Annotated in this window: 18 protein-coding genes; 10 read left to right on the forward strand and 8 right to left on the reverse strand. The window is 55.2% G+C overall.

Translation table 11 applies throughout. The features are described from left to right. Nucleotides 1-5: 5 nt before the first annotated feature. On the reverse strand, nucleotides 6-1421 hold the full coding sequence (locus AAE484_RS06945) for a hypothetical protein (protein WP_341937633.1): 1416 nt from the start codon (nucleotides 1419-1421) through the stop codon (nucleotides 6-8). A gap of 239 nt (nucleotides 1422-1660) precedes the next feature. Here AAE484_RS06945 and AAE484_RS06950 point away from each other — a divergent pair, with 239 nt between their 5' ends. After that, nucleotides 1661-2158: a VOC family protein gene (locus AAE484_RS06950; protein WP_341937634.1), complete on the forward strand. Its 498-nt coding sequence runs from the start codon at nucleotides 1661-1663 to the stop codon at nucleotides 2156-2158. 113 nt (nucleotides 2159-2271) lie between these two features. Here AAE484_RS06950 and AAE484_RS06955 read toward each other — a convergent pair whose 3' ends face one another. The 3 genes from AAE484_RS06955 to AAE484_RS06965 form a co-directional block, all read right to left on the reverse strand. Continuing rightward, nucleotides 2272-2676 (reverse strand): ABZJ_00895 family protein, encoded by a 405-nt coding sequence (locus AAE484_RS06955; protein ID WP_341937635.1) that lies wholly within the window; start codon nucleotides 2674-2676, stop codon nucleotides 2272-2274. Nucleotides 2677-2771: 95 nt separating this feature from the next. After that, complete coding sequence (locus AAE484_RS06960; RefSeq protein WP_341937636.1) at nucleotides 2772-3878, reverse strand: cellulose-binding protein; 1107 nt, start codon at nucleotides 3876-3878, stop codon at nucleotides 2772-2774. A gap of 12 nt (nucleotides 3879-3890) precedes the next feature. Then, on the reverse strand, nucleotides 3891-4445 hold the full coding sequence (locus AAE484_RS06965) for a hypothetical protein (RefSeq protein ID WP_341937637.1): 555 nt from the start codon (nucleotides 4443-4445) through the stop codon (nucleotides 3891-3893). 156 nt (nucleotides 4446-4601) lie between these two features. Between AAE484_RS06965 and AAE484_RS06970 the strand changes: the two genes are divergently transcribed. From AAE484_RS06970 to AAE484_RS07000, 7 genes are all read left to right on the forward strand, one after another. Then, a complete protein-coding gene (locus AAE484_RS06970) occupies nucleotides 4602-4856 on the forward strand; it encodes a VOC family protein (RefSeq protein WP_341937638.1) in 255 nt (84 codons plus the stop codon). A 22-nt stretch (nucleotides 4857-4878) separates the two neighbouring features. Beyond that, nucleotides 4879-5364, forward strand: a complete 486-nt coding sequence (locus AAE484_RS06975) for a VOC family protein (protein ID WP_341937639.1) — start codon at nucleotides 4879-4881, stop codon at nucleotides 5362-5364. A gap of 233 nt (nucleotides 5365-5597) precedes the next feature. Next, entirely contained in the window at nucleotides 5598-6152 is a 555-nt protein-coding gene (locus AAE484_RS06980; RefSeq protein WP_341937640.1) for a hypothetical protein, read from the forward strand. A gap of 16 nt (nucleotides 6153-6168) precedes the next feature. Then, entirely contained in the window at nucleotides 6169-6381 is a 213-nt protein-coding gene (locus AAE484_RS06985) for a hypothetical protein (RefSeq protein ID WP_341937641.1), read from the forward strand. A gap of 515 nt (nucleotides 6382-6896) precedes the next feature. Continuing rightward, nucleotides 6897-7091, forward strand: a complete 195-nt coding sequence (locus AAE484_RS06990; RefSeq protein ID WP_341937642.1) for a hypothetical protein — start codon at nucleotides 6897-6899, stop codon at nucleotides 7089-7091. Between the two features lie 387 nt (nucleotides 7092-7478). Continuing rightward, a complete protein-coding gene (locus AAE484_RS06995; RefSeq protein ID WP_341937643.1) occupies nucleotides 7479-7790 on the forward strand; it encodes a hypothetical protein in 312 nt (103 codons plus the stop codon). After that, entirely contained in the window at nucleotides 7753-8514 is a 762-nt protein-coding gene (locus AAE484_RS07000) for a hypothetical protein (protein WP_341937644.1), read from the forward strand. Before AAE484_RS06995 ends, AAE484_RS07000 begins: the two co-directional genes overlap by 38 nt. A 262-nt stretch (nucleotides 8515-8776) precedes the next feature. On the opposite strand, the gene AAE484_RS07005 is transcribed toward AAE484_RS07000, so the two are convergent. Genes AAE484_RS07005 through AAE484_RS07015 form a run of 3 tightly spaced genes read right to left on the reverse strand, consistent with a single transcriptional unit; the run spans nucleotide 8777 to nucleotide 13534 of the window. Further along, a complete protein-coding gene (locus tag AAE484_RS07005) occupies nucleotides 8777-10291 on the reverse strand; it encodes a SpoVR family protein (protein WP_341937645.1) in 1515 nt (504 codons plus the stop codon). Nucleotides 10292-10294: 3 nt separating this feature from the next. Next, nucleotides 10295-11581, reverse strand: a complete 1287-nt coding sequence (locus tag AAE484_RS07010; protein ID WP_341937646.1) for a YeaH/YhbH family protein — start codon at nucleotides 11579-11581, stop codon at nucleotides 10295-10297. A 30-nt stretch (nucleotides 11582-11611) separates the two neighbouring features. Then, complete coding sequence (locus AAE484_RS07015) at nucleotides 11612-13534, reverse strand: PrkA family serine protein kinase (RefSeq protein WP_341937647.1); 1923 nt, start codon at nucleotides 13532-13534, stop codon at nucleotides 11612-11614. A 477-nt stretch (nucleotides 13535-14011) separates the two neighbouring features. Between AAE484_RS07015 and galE the strand changes: the two genes are divergently transcribed. After that, complete coding sequence (gene galE / locus AAE484_RS07020) at nucleotides 14012-15058, forward strand: UDP-glucose 4-epimerase GalE (protein WP_341937648.1); 1047 nt, start codon at nucleotides 14012-14014, stop codon at nucleotides 15056-15058. Between the two features lie 24 nt (nucleotides 15059-15082). After that, nucleotides 15083-16036 (forward strand): calcium/sodium antiporter, encoded by a 954-nt coding sequence (locus AAE484_RS07025; RefSeq protein WP_341937649.1) that lies wholly within the window; start codon nucleotides 15083-15085, stop codon nucleotides 16034-16036. Nucleotides 16037-16160: 124 nt separating this feature from the next. Here AAE484_RS07025 and AAE484_RS07030 read toward each other — a convergent pair whose 3' ends face one another. After that, nucleotides 16161-17111, reverse strand: coding sequence for a DegV family protein (locus tag AAE484_RS07030; protein ID WP_341937650.1), 951 nt, complete (start codon nucleotides 17109-17111; stop codon nucleotides 16161-16163). Between the last annotated feature and the right edge of the window lie 42 nt (nucleotides 17112-17153).

Here is a 17153-nt window from a genome sequence, read left to right on the forward strand (position 1 = left end):
AATGATCATCGCTGTCGAAAACGGTTGCGCAGGCTCTTCATCGCTTTTCTGTTCACCTGCTCCTCGGGGCTGGGCCAATCTACCTTCCTGGTTTCGCACTTGACGATGCCAGACGTTCCCAGGCGAAGGCGCCATCGCTGGGCCGATGAGTAGCCCTGGCTGACTTCAGAAGTGACCAGTAATAGATCGTAGTCATGTTGCTTATCGATGGGGTGGGCCTCAACGGCAGAGGACGGGTCATCCTTGTCAGCCCAGGTGAACACTTTGTTTCTGGTCGCCTGGATCAATGAGCAGAGCTCCTCGCAGTCCAGGCTGAGACGCTCTTGAATGTGGTTCTCAACCAGCGCGGCTTTATCCAGGTTCAACATTGAACGGAAGCAGATGATCTGGCGCTCTTCATTGGCGGCCCAGGTACTGGAGTGGTCAAGAATCAGTTGCGGCAAGTCGGGCCGTTTACGGTAGTCCAGCCATACACTCTGCAAGGCGAGCAGCTGGTGGGTGTATGGCATCAACAAACGAATCTTCCAGCGTGGCCGCCCCTTGCGCAACCAGTCTGTGAGGCGCGTTATCATGTCATCGCGCAGCAAGTCCCGGAGCGCATAGGTCAGCGCAATGGCAAGAAGCAGAGCCAGGGACAGCTGCTGACTGTTGGCGCGGGTATTGAACAGGAAGTAGGTGAATAATGACATGACGAGCATCGTCGTCACGGCTTTGACCAACTTTCGCGTTCCTGAGCCTAATTCGCTCACCTTGGAGCGCAGCACGACCGGGAACTCCAGCAACCTCAGGTATAGACTCATACGGTTCCAGAGGCGGGTCGGGCTGCCACGGAAATCCGGCTCGTACTTCAACTCGCGCCGGTATCGGTACTCCTGCTCCAGAAACGCCCCGATGGACTGTTTCAGCTCATGATCGAGTTCCGAGAACCCATCCATGGCCATACACTCAAGCAGGAACTGTTCCGCGTGCCAGGAAAAATAAACGTCCACCAGTCGAAAGTAACGATGATGGCTATCTTGCTCCGGGCTGGACTTTCGTAGCCGCCGGGCGAAGTTCTGGATCAACCGAAGGGCGCGCCTTACGGGCTCGTTTGCCAGCTCCGCGGTCAGAATCTGTTGGCGCAGATGGTCTATCGACGCTCGGTACTGGAACAGCCAGGACCCATACTGGATTTCATAGTGTGGTGAGAGCAGGGTGAACGAGTTTCCAGACTTTCCGGCCCGGTTTTTGTCAGGGTGCCCCAGAAGACGAAAGCGATGTTCCAGGGCCTTGAAAAAGAATTGCTGCTCAGACAGCGTCCACTCCGAAAACCGCCCTTCATAGGGCGTAAACAGGTAGAGCTCGACTCTGTACTTCCCTGGCCGCTTCAACGCACGTGTAAACTGCAGACGGTAATCGCCTTTGCGCCTTAGTGAAAACACGACACCCCCTGTACACTCCTAATCATCACATTGCTGATAGCTATTGGCTTCAAATGCCAAGTGGCGAGTTTACCGTGTTCCAGCCCGGAGTGCCCATAGCGTTGATGGTCTTATACGAATTTATCCGCCACAACGGGGCTATCGGTGCCATCATGCCCAAACCGGAAGACATGCCGCTGCCAATGTGGCATTGTTCGCCCTAGTGGGCGCAAGAAAATAACTCACACAAAGGAGTCGATATGACCAACTTCGTTACCTGCCTGTGGTTCGACCACGGCGAAGCCCGCAAGGCGGCCGAGTTTTATGCCAAAACCTTTCCTGACAGCTCCATCGACCGGGTCAACGCCGCGCCCGGCGACTTTCCTGGCGGCCAGGAAGGTGCTGAGCTAACCGTCGAATTCACAGTGCTCGGCCGGCCGTTCCTCGGTCTTAACGGTGGTCCGAATGTTACGCCGAATGAGTCCGTCAGCTTCATGGTGGTCACCGAAAACCAGGAAGAGACGGACCACTACTGGAACATCATCATCACCAATGGCGGCGAGGAGGTCGACTGCGGTTGGTGTAAGGACCGATGGGGCTTTGCATGGCAGATCACGCCACAACGGCTGCTTGACCTGATAGCGAGTGATGATCGGGCCGAGGCCCAGCACGCCTTCGAAGCGATGATGACCATGAAGAAGATCGATATCGCCGCCCTTGATGCTGCTGTGGCCGAATCTGGGGATACGCAAGAGTAAATCCTTCTGATCTGCCCACCTGGTATCCATCGGGTGGGGGCTCCCGCTCAGACATACCCTCATGGTTGTCGTTACAGGCAACCATGAGCATCTGTGAAAATACAGTGACGATGTCAGTTCTCTAACAGTTCGGGACGTTGTTTTATGAGCGCTTTCTTCACTGCATAATTCGCAAGCATTAATAGCAAAAAGTGCAATGGTGCGATGATGGCAAGGCCGACAGCAAGGAACATTATGGGAAGGTCGTTGGCCATCGCCGTCGGAGTGCCCAGCAAAACGCTGGCTAGAATATCACCGGCCAGAGCAAGAAAGATCAGCTTCCACTTCTCGTCATCACCGATGATTCTGGCGTTCTTCGTTGAAAAAGTATAAAAGCACCAGTAGGCAATACCCATAAGTATGGGCGCGTTGAGGCCTATGGAACTGCCGGCCCCCATAAGACTTATCGCTATGCCCGCTGCCGCCATCACTAGCGTGTAGGTAACGGTAAAACGAATAAAGAATCCAAGTTTACTCATTGTCAATCCTTGTGGAGTTTGCAGTTCCGACCCGGTCCCTTAGTTCTAAAATAATACCATCCTATCAGGTGTCAGGTTCTACTAAAGCACTACAACTACATTGCACTACCAGGAAAGAAAATACTCTTTGTCTGCTTTTCTTGCATCAAGGCGATCATTACTTTTGAAAATTCTTGGGGCCTCCGTTCCAGGAGAGCGAGTCGATCCACATATTCCTTTATAAGAGGCTCCACCAGGAAATAGACCATATTGGCGCCATTCAGGTCAAAACGTAACAAGCGCCAAAGCCTGGGGCTAGCCTGGTTGAGTCGCCGGCTGGCGTCCCCGGCTCGGTCCAGAACGCCCTGGGTTTGCAAGAGCTTGAGTAGAGCTCCTCCCAGTCCTCCTCTTAAGCCGCGCATATGGCTGCGTAGCTTGGCAATGTCCCGTTTGGTGGCGTTCAGTCCTGGCCCTTGTGTCATCAGCTTTTTACAGATGGTAGCAGCGAGTACTGCTCCCATAGCCGAAGCCAGTTTTTTGCCAATCTGCTTTCCGGCGAAACGTTTGGAGGGGTTCTTAAGAAGATTGATCGCTTCGCTCAGGTCTATCTGATCGACGTCTTTGATAATGCCCATTGAGACCGCTTTGATAAGCGACACAGTGTTGACCGACTCCGGTAGCTTGAGGGCTCCATCCTGGTAAGCGCTTCGCAGTACCCACTCAGGGATAACGGCGGTGTACTCGTTAACAATGGTGAGCACCGCCTGCGAGAGCGGGTTGTCCAGAGTGTCGATTTCAAAGTTGACCAGCTTTTCGAAACAGGTGGTGGCGAACTCATAGGCGGCCAGGTTTTCCTCGCCAACGTTCTGAAATGCGTCGTCACCGCCCAGCATAAGCCCTTCGCCGGTACGCTCAATACCGCCGGCCAGGTTCTGAGCTCGTCCTACCGTTTGGTGGCGGATGCCGTCCACCACCCCGGCAAGGGTGGGTGAAAACTGATCAATCGGCTGTAGAGCCTCTTGAAAAGTGCTCGGTTTGGTCAGGTTTCGGTAAGTGGGGCCGTGGCAGCCGAAGTTGCATTCTTTCCAGGCAGTTTCAGCCGCGCCTCCCCTGACAAAGAAATTGATATTGGAAGTAGGCAGGTCAGACCTGCCCTTTAAGTAGCGTTTGACGCCAAGTTCGCTGATGAGGGTCCCGTCGTACGTACTATCCGTGTTGGCCATATATCCTCCCGGCTATTGAATACGAATGCTTTTAAGAAAGCGCTCCTTGTGATCCTGAGCATTGCCGATATCATCATCGCTCAAGCTGAATGCTACAAAAACGTCATGAGGGTTGCTCTTTACCTTGGCGACGGTCAACTCATATCGCGTTTCCCCAAGGAAATGGTCATCCCACGTTGCTGTTTCAGCGGGAAACCGTCCGATCAAGTCAGACGTTCTGGTAAAGTTTTTGATGCTATCTTTCTCTTTTACCTGAAACTCACTGAGAAGGCGGTCGGCGACGTAGTCCAGCTCTAACGTCTTATCTTCAGAAATCAGGATGGTAATAGTCGAAAACTCTGAGATATCGAGACCAATGCCTCGACTGGTGTATATGGAAGGGGAGTCGTCGTAGGAAAATGACCAGCTGTCCGGATAGGCAAAACTGACACCTTTCTCCTCGTACTTCTGGTAGCTATCAGGACTCGCTACGTGATCGCTACTGTCGCCCTGATCATCGGTGCAGGCGACAACTAGCGTCAATAAGAATAGTAGAGTGGCGTGGAGCGATCGTTTAGCAGTGTCCATATCAGAGGCCAAGCTCTTTTCCCTGGTTGGTAGGTGCAAGGGTCAACGGCCGTTATAATAAATGCGTAGCAACCCTGGTTGCAATACCTAGCTTCACGCACCTAGCCGATCCATTGCTTGGATGCGCCGGAAGTCGACCTGACTTAGAGGAAAGCCATGCCCAACAAACACAGCAAATTTATCCGCCACAATAGGGTTGTCGGCGCCATCATGCCCAAACCAGAGGACATGCCGCAGCCAATGTGGCAGTACTATTTCCGTTGCGCCAATATCGACATCGCCTGTAAGACCATCACCGACAAGGGCGGGGAGATTCTGCTTGGACCCGAAGAAACCCCCGGTGAAGAATACATGGTCAAAGGTCTCGATCCTCAGGGGGCCATGTTCTCCCTGGTGGGCGCAAGAAAATAACTGACACAAAAGGAGCGAATATATGACCAACTTCGTTACCTGCCTGTGGTTCCACCACGGCGAAGCCCGCAAGGCGGCCGAGTTTTATGCCAAAACCTTTCCCGACAGCTCTATCGAGCGGGTCAACACAGCCCCCGGCGACTTTCCTGGCGGCCAGAAAGGGACTGAGCTAACCGTCGAATTCACAGTGCTCGGCCGGTCGTTCCTCGGCCTTAACGGTGGTCCGAATGTTACGCCGAATGAGTCCGTCAGCTTCATGGTGGTCACCGAAAACCAGGAAGAGACGGACCACTACTGGAATACCATCATCGCCAGTGGCGGCGAGGAGGTCGACTGCGGCTGGTGTAAGGACCGATGGGGCTTTGCATGGCAGATCACGCCGCAGCGGCTGCTTGACCTGATAACGAGTGATAATCGGGCCGAGGCCCAGCGCGCCTTCGAAGCGATGATGACAATGAAGAAGATCGATATCGCCGCCCTCGACGCAGCAGTGGCCGAGCCTTCCTGATCGAGGGCGAGCCGTAGGGAGGGGCTATCGATGCCGGGCTTTCCAGCCAGTGGAATGGTGTTCGGTCATTGCCGTATTGCTGTATGTTTGTGATAACCCGCACAGCTTGGAAAGTTGCTCATATCACGTTCCCATTCACCGTTGTGGCAAGACTGGTCTGGTAGTATGCTCTCCAGCAGTGCGGAGCCGGGTATCCAGCCTCCGCATTTGGAATTCCGTCAAAGGGACTATCGATGACCTCCATTCGATCAAAATTATCTATAGCTTTTCTGTTGGTAGCCACGGCTATCGCTGGCTGTAACGCCGATTCCGACGCAGACTCCCAGGATGCAGAAGTTCCCTCCGATTATTCGCACTACCGAAAGGGTGATATCAGCGTTGCCTACCCCAGCACTTGGACCTTCTTCTTTGATGACAGGGCGTCCTTGTACGCTGATCGAGAAGTCAACTTCAAAGTGTCGGATTTTTCAACGGCCCGCATACTAATTCTCAATGAGCACCAGAGAAGTACGGAAAGTGTGGTAGACCATTTTGTAGATGAATTTCAGATTAAAAGCGACTCACTTTTGATCAACTACGAAAGGTCCTCCACTACAATAGCCGGATTTTCTGGCGAACGAATAACCTGGTCAGACACTCTGGCAGGGCAATCCGACTTCGAGTTCACTGTTATCAAGGTCCAGGATGAACCCTATGATACCTTTGTCACTTTCAATCTCAGTGACGAAGACATCCCAAAGAATGAGGTTCACAAGGCCCACTTCGTACAAAGTATCCAACTAGACTGATAAAGAGGGATTTACAATGTCTACCACGGAAAGTAGCTACGACGGCTCACTCATCAGTGAGCTCGATGTTAAGCGCTACTGTCGTGCGGTTAACCCTCAGAAACAGAAAGGACTGGTTCAGCATATCGTCGGCACCGATTATTTGGCCAAGAATGTAAATACCATCTACGCCAATCAATTGGTGGAAATTATACTTCTAAGTGTTGAAAATCGTTATTTGATCAATTAGCATCTAATACTAGCTTACCTATACAAAACGACAAGGAGGTGTTGCCACTAGCCTGAATATTCTTAGTTACCCAGTCTTGCCAAAAGACAAAAACCTTGAATTTAAGTAGCTTCGTTTCAAGCCTATAACTAGATGGCATTTTTAAGGAGGAAACCATGCTAAAAGCGCGCACTTTTACCCTTTCTTCAATTTTTCTAATTTTTTGTTTTCCCTTTGGGGTACACGCTTCACAGTGCTACTACGCAGGCGGGTATGATCGTACGACTTATAATGATGGTTCGTCTACCACGACACATTATCCGCAAGAATACTGTACGTCAGGGGAGAGATACTCAGCCAATAACCCGTACACGCAGGGTTCTGCGTGGTATCAGCGTTCTAATCCGTCACAGAAATAGCAAGAGTGCTTGACAGAGGCGTATAGAATTAAGTCAGAATGCAACGACGCTTACGGAACATTGAATAATCTGTGTAGAGGAACTAACGCTATTTTGGTTCGGTCTGGTGGAATCGCTGTGAAAAAGCTTCTCACCAAAATATCTGACGTTGTTGTCAGCGAAAAAGTGGTCCAATATACTAAAGAGGGTGCGACGATGGCGGGGCTTGCTGATTCAAACGCTGTTATTCCCTGCGGTGATTTAGATGAGAGGGCTACTGCTTATTGTAAGCAAGGGTCTGAGAAAATGATCGCAGAATGCCACGAGATGTAATGTTGTGCTTGGTGGGTCAAGAACTTCTTGGCCTACCCTCATGTTCACGGCAGCCTTGCTTGGTTTATTGATGAGTGGAGAGATTTAATATGAGTGCTTCCCGACCTTCTGATAAAGTAGATATAACAAGATTGAACAGAAAGAGTGAGGTTGCAGTACGGTATCGATCGGTGGGGAAATTCCGCTCATTTACTGTTTTTGGTTTTCCACTAATAATACCGCTATTTTTTGTATTGGAAAGAGTTTTTCAAAATTTTTCTGATCCGGCTGTAGCGCTCCTCTCTTTTTTTGTGTACGTGGTTTTCAGTGCCTTGGTGTCGTTGTCAGTTTTGGAAAGAAAGATCGATATGGTTTTCGGGGAGCTAATTGATAGAGAGGGGGAGGACGATGACGGGATCTGTTAGAAAGACTTTCATGGCGGTTACTGTTTTTTTACTTTCCGTGTGCGCGGTATGGGGCGCACTATCCTATGTTGATAGGGATCCAGATAGAGCTGATTTTGGTGAAGGGAGCGTGGATAAGTTAGAGGAATATAAAGGGGCGAATAATGTTAGTGATGAGGAACCTAAAAAATCAAGAAAGCTTGATTCTGTTTCAAGCCTTGAAGAGAAGATTGAGGTTGAAGAGAGGCGGAGGGAGTCTTATGTCGAGGGGGGGTGTTTTGCTCTCAGCCGAATCATTGTTGAACGCTTTGGATGAAAATGGTGTCGTGCTTGATAATGATTTGAAAGAAAGACTTATCTTGGGAGATGTTTCATCGAATGATGTTGAGATCCTTCAGTTGCATATTGCAACGGTGTTAACGGAAGAGCAAAGTTTCTATGTGGAGCTTTCCCAGTACACGAATTTTAGTGAGATGCATGAAGCATTCAAAAGAAGAGAAGTCACGACCGGTCTTTTCTATGGAAACGAGATGCTAGCGGAACCTGCTACCTATAAAGAAGCGAACATAGAACAAATTAAAACTATTCTCGATAAAGGGGCAGTCTTACCCAACGATGTAATAAAGCATTTGATTAAAGCAGATAACCTGGAGTTGGCGGAAGATCTAGTCGCTCTGGGTTACGACATAAACCTCGAGTTTCAGGACGAATTTTCTAGCATGAATGGAGTTGAACTTCTTGCAAGAAATTACACGTATAACCCTCTTGGAAGCGACCCTGGAAAAAGAGCGAATGATATTCGTAGGCTTTCTGATCTGGGAGTCCCTTTAGATGTGGCGGATGGGACTCGAGACGTTTTGGATATAGTTTTAGATGCGTCAGTCAAGACCAGCTATGAGCCGAGCGCACGCCGCCTGGGTAATCTCGCACGCAACTTGATAGATATGGGAGTAGAGCTGGATGCCAGTCATTTTCAGCTTTTGGAAAAGCTGGAAAGAGAGAAGCCATACGTATATCGAGAGGTCTGGGTTGAGGGCTGAAAAAAAAGGGGTTAGGACGGAACACAGCGTTACCTGATGCTGGTCGCCGTAGTTATGGCGTAAGCGCCTAACCAATGATTGTAGTTCTATGAGGATTTTGAGGAAGGGTGCACTAAACAAGCTCCCTCTCATCAACTCACGCATTTTGGCAGGTAGCCACTATGGCTACGTTCGTACATCCAAAGCCCAAACTTGCCACATTAGGCTCCAAGGCGCAAGACTTTGAGGGAAAAAATGGGCCGCTTTTAGCGGCCCATTCGGGTTACTCACTAGCGATAGGCGGGCAATGAAAGCTCTGCGCAATCCGCTCGCCTTCCATCGAATGCAAATGCACATCAAACCCCCACAGCCTATGCAGGTGGCGGATGACTTCCTGGGCGGAGTTGTCCAGGGGCTTTCTGGAGTGGCGGGTGTGGTGCAGGGTGATGGAGCGGTCGCCTCGTATGTCGACGCTGTGGACCTGGATGTTGGGCTCGCGGTTGCCCAGGTTGTACAGGCCCGCCAGGGACTGGCGTACGGCGCGGTAGCCTTCTTCGTCGTGGATGGCGTCGACTTCGATGTGGGCTTCGTGGTCGTCGTCCACTACGGTGAAGAGTTTCAGGTCGCGGATGATTTTGGGCGAGAGGAATTGCAGGATGAAGCTCTCATCCTTGAAGTTGCGCATGGCGAACTGCATGGTCTCTTTCCAGTCGCTGCCGGCGATGTCCGGAAACCAGAGGCGGTCTTCCTCGGTGGGGTGTTCGCAGATGCGGCGGATGTCCATCATCATGTTGAACCCCAGGGTGTAGGGGTTGATGCCGCTGTAGTAGGGGCTGTCGTAGGGCGGCTGGTAGATCACGCTGGAGTGGGACTGGAGGAACTCCATCATGAAGGCCTCGGTCACCAGGCCCCGGTCGTAGAGCTCATTCACCAGGGTGTAGTGCCAGAAGCAGGCCCAGCCCTCGTTCATCACCTGGGTCTGGCGCTGGGGGTAGAAGTACTGGGCGATTTTGCGCACGATGCGCACCACTTCGCGCTGCCAGGGCTCCAGTAGGGGGGCGTTCTTCTCGATGAAGTACAGCAGGTTCTCCTGGGGTTCGCTGGGGTAGCGGTGCTCGGGAGTGGGGTCCTCCGCCTCCGGGGTCATCCGGGGGATGGTGCGCCAGAGGTCGTTGACCTGTCGCTGCATGTATTCTTCGCGCTCGGCTTGCCGTTCGCGCTCGTCGTAGGCCGATATGGGGGAGGGGCGCTTGTAGCGGTCCACGCCGTAGTTCATCAGGGCGTGGCAGGAGTCCAGGGTCTGCTCCACGGCGGTGATGCCGTGGCGCTCTTCGCATTGGGCGATGTAGTTTTTGGCAAAGAGAAAGTAGTCGATGATGGAGTCGGCATCGGTCCAGGTGCGGAACAGGTAATTGCCCTTGAAAAAGGAGTTGTGGCCGTAGCAGGCGTGGGCGATCACCAGCGCCTGCATGGTCATGGTGTTCTCCTCCATCAGGTAGGCGATGCAGGGGTTGGAGTTGATCACGATCTCGTAGGCCAGGCCCATCTGGCCCCGGCTGTAAGCGTTCTCCACCGAGAGGAACTGTTTGCCATAGGACCAGTGGTGGTAGCCCAGCGGCATGCCCGCGGCCGCGTAGGCGTCCATCATCTGCTCGGAGCTGATCACCTCTATCTGGTTGGGATAGGTATCCAGCCCGAACTCGCTGGCAATTTCGCCGATGATCCGGTCGTATTCTCCGACCAACTCGAAGGTCCAGTCGGAACTGGTGGAGATGGGTTGGTACTTACGTTCGTGCATGGGTTATACCGCCTGCCTGTGACTCTCTTTGTGGAACAACTCGCGAAATACCGGGTAGATATCCCGCACATCGGTAATCTGTTCCATGGCGAATACATCCGGGAAGCGCTGCTGTACTTCCTCGTATTCGTGCCAGAGTGCCTGATGTTCCCTCTGCGTGATCTCGATGTAGGAAAAGTACTGCACGTTAGGGAGTATCGACTCGCACAACAGCTCCTGACAGGCGCTGGAGTCTTCGTTCCAGTTGTCGCCGTCGGAGGCCTGGGCCCCGTAAATATTCCACTCGCTCACCGGGTAGCGCGCCTCCATGACGCTGTGCATCAGTTTGAGCGCACTGGAGACGATGGTGCCACCGGTTTCGCGCGAGTAGAAAAACTCCTCCTCGTCCACCTCTTTGGCGCTGGTGTGGTGACGGATGAACACCACCTCGGTGTGTTCGTAATTGCGCTTCAAGAACAGGTAGAGCAGGATGAAAAAGCGTTTGGCCATGTCTTTGGTGGACTGGGTCATGGAGCCGGACACGTCCATCAGGCAGAACATCACCGCCTTGCTGCGCGGCAGCGGGTGTTTGGTGTGGAGGTTGTATTTCAGATCGAAGGTGTCCAGCCAGGGGATGCGCTTGATGCGGGTCTCCAGGTCGGCGATCTCCTCCTCCAGGGCCTTGACCTTGCGCGGGTCGTAGAGAATGTCCTTTTTCTCCTGCTCCTCGGCGAGCTGGGCCTGCAGCTCCCGCAGCCGGCGGCGCTTTTTGGCGGTCAGCGCGATGCGCCGGGCGTGAGCCGAGCGCATGGAGCGCACCACGTTCAGTTGCCCGGGGTTGCCCTCATTGCTGAAACCGGCCCGGCGGCGCTCGAAGTGCTCGTCGCCCTTGAGCTGGCGTTTGACCAGGTTGGGCAGGGCCAGATCGTCGAACATGAAGTCCAGAAACTCGCTCTGGGAAATCTGGAACACAAACTCGTCTTCGCCCTCGCCGCTGTCGCTGGCCTCCGAGCCGCCGCTGCCCGCGCCGCCCCCCTGGGGGCGGGGAATGCGGTCGCCCCGGGTGAACTCCCGGTTGCCCGGCAGGACGTTCTCCCGCTGGCCGCCCTGGCCGTGGTGAAACACCGGCTCGTTGATGTCGCGCGAGGGGATGCTGATTGTCTCGCCCTGTTCCATGTCGGTGATGGAGCGTTTGCTCACCGCACCGGCGACGGCCTTTTTGATGTGATCCTTATAGCGACGCAGGAAGCGCTGTCGGTTGACGGCGCTTTTGTTTTTGGCGTTCAGTCGGCGGTCGACAATATGACTCATACGCGTACCTCGTGTGCCGGGTCGGCGGCCTTACTGGGATTTGCGTACCCGCAAATACCACTCGGACAGCAGCCGAACCTGCTTCTCGGTATAGCCGCGCTCGATCATGCGCGCGACAAAGTCCTGGTGCTTTTTCTGGTCCGCGGCCGAGGCCTTGGCATTGAACGAGATCACCGGCAGCAGGTCCTCGGTGTTGGAGAACATCTTCTGCTCGATCACCGAGCGCAGCTTCTCGTAGCTGTTCCAGGCCGGGTTGCGGCCGTTGTTGTGGGCCCGGGCGCGCAGCACAAAGTTGACAATCTCGTTGCGGAAATCCTTGGGGTTGCTGATGCCGGCCGGTTTCTCGATTTTCTCCAGTTCCTGGTTGAGCGACTCGCGGTCGAGAATCTCGCCGGTATCCGGGTCGCGGTATTCCTGGTCCTGTATCCAGAAGTCGGCAAAGGTGACGTAGCGGTCGAAAATGTTCTGGCCGTACTCGGTGTAGGACTCCAGATACGCGGTCTGGATTTCCTTGCCGATGAAGTCCACGTAGCGGGGCGCCAGGTATTCCTTGATGAAGCCCAGGTAGCGCTCGCGCACCTCCGGCGGGAATTGCTCGCGCTCGATCTGTTGCTCGAGCACGTACAGTAGGTGCACGGGGTTGGCCGCCACTTCGGTGGGGTCAAAGTTGAACACTTTGGACAGAATCTTGAACGCGAAGCGGGTGGACAGCCCGGTCATGCCCTCGTCGACGCCGGCCGCGTCCCGGTACTCCTGAATGGACTTGGCTTTGGGGTCGGTGTCTTTGAGGCTCTCGCCGTCGTACACGCGCATCTTGGAATAGATGTTGGAGTTGTCGGGTTCCTTGAGGCGCGAGAGGATGATGAACTTGGCCAGCATGCGCAGGGTGTCCGGTGCGCAGTGGGCGCGGGCGAGCGAACTGTTCTGCAGCAGCTTCTCGTAAATCTTCACCTCTTCGGAGACCCGCAGGCAGTAGGGCACCTTGACGATGTACACCCGGTCGAGAAAGGCCTCGTTGTTTTTGTTGTTCTTGAACGCCAGCCACTCGGACTCGTTGGAGTGGGCGAGCACGGTGCCCTCAAAGGGAATGGCGCTCAAGCCCTCGGTGCTGTTGTAGTTCCCCTCCTGGGTGGCGGTCAGCAGTGGGTGCAGCACTTTAATCGGCGCCTTGAACATCTCCACAAATTCCATCAGGCCCTGGTTGGCCCGGCAGAGGCCGCCCGAAAAGCTGTAGGCGTCCGGGTCGTTCTGGGGGTAATCCTCCAGCTTGCGGATGTCCACCTTGCCCACCAACGCGGAGATGTCCTGGTTGTTTTCATCGCCCGGTTCGGTTTTGGAAATGGCGATCTGGTCCAGAATGGAGGGGTAGACTTTCACGACCCGAAACTGGCTCAGATCCCCCTCGTAGTCGTGCAGCCGTTTGACCGCCCAGGGCGACATGATGGTTTTCAGGTAGCGGGCGGGAATGCCGTAGTCTTCCTGCAGAATCTGCCCGTCTTCGGCGGAGTTGAACAGTCCCAGCGGCGACTCGAACACTGGCGAGCCTTTCAGGCAGTAGATGGGCATCTGTTCCATCAGGGCCTTGAGTTTTTCCGCCAGTGAGGACTTGCCGCCACCGACCGGGCCGAGCAGGTAAAGAATCTGCTTTTTCTCCTCGAGGCCCTGAGCGGCGTGTTTGAAGTAGGAGACAATCTGCTCCACGCACTCTTCCATGCCATAAAACTCCTGAAAGGCTTCGTAACGCTTGATCACCTTGTTGGAGAAGATGCGGCTCAGGCGTGGGTCCATTGAGGTATCAACCAGCTCCGGTTCGCCAATGGCCATGAGCATTCGCTCGGCGGCGGTGGCGTAAACGCCCGGGTCCTGTTTGCACAGATCCAGGTAATCCTGGATGCTCATTTCTTCCTGCTGCGTGGCAGCGTAGCGCTCGCGGTAGTGATTGAAAATGGTCATCGATCAACTCCTGCCCTTACGTGTCGGGTGGTCGCCAAAGTGAGCCAAGCCAGGCGTCGGTTTATGGCGTTAGCGGCTTAGCCGAAAGAGTGTTCTCTGGAAATGTGCGAGAGGTCCTTTTTTCTGTACGTATCTGTCTTTAAGCATAGTCCCAAAGTGGCGCTTGGGTAATACCTCTTGTCAAAAAAATTCGCCGCTTAGCGCCATTTGTCGCGCCGGTGGGTGGATACCCCGGTGGTTGGTTATTGATGCGCAATATTCGGGCCATACTGTGACTTTCTCCACCGATAAACGCCGTTTTCGGTCGGACGAGGGGAAGGCACTCTTCGCACTGGCTTTGACTGGCAAAGACGCGCCAGGTTTCATTGAAAAGAACGCTTTTTTGAACGCGACGGATCACAAGATGTGCCATAATGTGCAACCTCGCACGGGGGCCAAAGCCCCGTCTTTCAGCACTGGTAATGGATTGGACTAAGTATGCACTCACCCTCATCAAAAGCCGCGGACCGTCAGGAGATTCTGGTAACCGGGGGCGCGGGTTACATCGGCAGCCACGTCTGCGTGGAACTGGTCAATGCCGGCTACCAGCCGGTCATCGTGGACAACCTGAGCAACAGCAAGCGCGAGGCGGTCAACCGCATTGCCCGCATCTGCGATGTGGAGCCGGTGTTTTACGAGCTGGACCTCAATAACCGCGAAGGTCTGCTGGAAGTCTTCAAAAAGCACAGATTCGGTGCGGTCATGCACTTTGCCGGACTCAAGGCGGTGGGCGAGTCCAGCCAGATTCCTCTGACCTATTATCGGGAAAACGTGGGCGGCACCCTGACCCTGGCCGAAGTGATGACCGAAACCGGTCAGGGCAAGTTGATTTTCAGCTCATCGGCCACGGTCTACGGCGATCCGGAGACCGTGCCCATCGATGAGAGCTTTCCCACCAGCGCCACCAACCCCTACGGGCGCAGCAAATTGATCATTGAGGAGATTCTGCGCGATCTGGCGGCGGCGCCCGACAATCAGTGGAATATCAGCCTGTTACGCTACTTCAACCCGGCCGGTGCGCACGAGAGCGGCCTGATCGGCGAAGACCCGGCGGGCATACCCAACAATCTGCTGCCCTACGTGGCCCAGGTGGCCATTGGCAAGTTGCCCGAGCTGAGTGTGTTCGGTGACGACTACGACACCGTCGACGGCACCGGCGTGCGCGACTACATTCATGTGGTGGATCTGGCCAAAGGCCATGTGGCCGCCCTGGAAGGGCTCTACCAGGCCGACCCCGGCTGCCGGGCCTACAATCTGGGCACCGGGCGGGGCTATTCGGTGCTGCAGATGGTCGAGGCCTTCGAGCGTGCCAGTGGCCGCGACGTGCCTTATCGCGTTGCGCCCCGGCGCCCCGGTGATATTGCCAGCTGTTACGCCAATGCCGACAAGGCTCAGCGCGAGCTGGGCTGGACCGCCGAGTTCGGTCTGGAGCGGATGATGGAAGACACCTGGCGCTGGCAGTCACAGAACCCCGATGGTTATTGAGTCTGAATTGAGGATTGACGCGACATGTTGAATCTTTTCTGGTTGGCTTTGGGCCTGGTGCTGTTGACCGGCGGGGGCGAAGCCCTGGTTCGCGGGGCCCTGGCTCTGGCGCGCCGCGCGGGGGTGTCGCCGCTGCTGGCAGGCCTGGTGATTGTCGGCTTTGGCACCTCGGCGCCGGAGCTGGTGGTATCGCTGGAGGCGGCGCTCAATAATCAGCCGGACATTGCCCTGGGCAATGTGGTCGGGAGCAATATTGCCAACATTCTGCTGATACTGGGCCTGAGTGGCCTGATTCTGCCGCTGTCGGTACAGCGCAATGCGCTCAAACGGGACGGTTTTGCGATGCTGGGCGCCACCGGGCTGTTTTTGCTGTTCGCCTGGAATGGAGCACTGACGCGCACCGATGGCCTGATGATGCTGGTGGCACTGGCGGCCTATCTGATCTGGTCCTATCGCACCGAGCGGGTCCAGCCGGATGCGCCGGAGGTGGCGCTGCATCAGGCCGAGTCGGAAGAGCTGACCCATGTGCCGCCGTCCTTGCCGCTGAGCCTGCTGTCGGCAATTGGCGGCCTGGTGCTGCTCATCCTCGGCGCGCGCGCCTTTCTGACCGGCGCCGTGGGCATCGGGCAGTGGCTGGGCGTGCCCGAGGCGATCATCGGTCTGACGCTGGTGGCCGTGGGCACCTCGCTGCCGGAGCTGGCGGTGTCGCTGATTGCGGTGCTGCGCCGCCACGGCGATGTCGCGGTGGGCAACATCCTGGGCAGCAATATCTTCAATATCCTGGCCATTCTCGGCGTGTCTTCCATCATCCAGCCGCTGCCCCTGGCGGGCCGCCTGATGCTGATCGATCAGTGGGTGATGTTGGCCGTGGCCCTCGCGCTGGTGGGCTTTCTGATCACCGGTTTGCGCCTGAATCGGGTGGAGGCGGGTATTCTTCTGGGCGGGTACGTGATTTACGTGGCTTCGATGGCGGTGTGATTGTTCCTCCACCCGGAATGGCGGATGCGCTTGACGCTCCGAAACGTCGGACCGATCCGCCCTACGGATGGCACGGAGGTGGCGTAGGGCGGATAAGCCTAAGGCGCATCCGCCGTTGCCTGACTTACACCAACTCTTTATCGGTCGCGAACGCCAACGCAAAGGCCCCGGGCCCGACATTGACGGTGCCGGTCATGCTCATCATTGAGAGCATGGTTTTGAGGCCTTTGCGCTCGCAGTCTTTGCGAAACTCCACCAGGATCGTGTGGTTTTTGATCTCCTCCAGCGGCCCGCCGTAGCTCATGGTGATGACGTCGCTGGTCAGTCCCTGTTTCGCCTGGCGGCGCACGTGGGCAAACAGCGTTTCCAGGCTGCCCCAGAATCCCTTGCCCGTGGTCATTTTTTCGGTCTCGCCCTTGTGCAGCTGCACGATGGGGCGCAGATTGAGAATGTTGGCGATCTGGAAGCTCAGCCAGGAAATTTTGTGGTCTGACTTGCGCATGTGTCGACGCACCCGCATGTAGGACAGGTCGTTGGGGACGATGTAGCCGTAGACCTGGTCCCGCATTTGGTCGATTTCCCGGATGGAGCGATTCAGCGGCGCCTTCTCTATCCTGACCCGCTTGACCAGCTCGTACACCAGCAGGGCATGGCCGGTAAACATCGACATGCTGTCGTGCAGACGGATCCGGAAGGGCGGGCGTTCGGGCTGCTGTTGGCTGATTTCCCGGAATCTGGGCTCGTTGACCAGCGCCGCCTCCGACACCCGTTTGAACACCTCGCTTTTGCGGCTGTTGATGGTCACGACCTGGACCAGATCGTACTTGGGCAGCAGGCGCTGGCGCAGGATTTCGGTCATGTCCTGGACCGAGAGCGGTTCCGACTGGGCCAGGCCGTACTTCTCCCGGCTGTGGGAGAGATAGAACTGCAGGGTGCTTTTGGGGTTGCGGTAGTCGAGCTGCCGACCTCCGGCGTGCCGGATGTAAATGGGCAGCACTTCGATATTGTGCTCGCGGATGAACTGGGCGGGCAGGTCGCAGCTTGAGTCTACGGCGATGCAGGTGCGCGCGTTCATGGTGCCTCCGAATCCTGGGAAACTGGTTATTAAAAGATACTG

Origin of the sequence: Marinimicrobium sp. C2-29, assembly GCF_038419845.1 — a bacterium.
GTDB lineage: Bacteria > Pseudomonadota > Gammaproteobacteria > Pseudomonadales > Cellvibrionaceae > Marinimicrobium.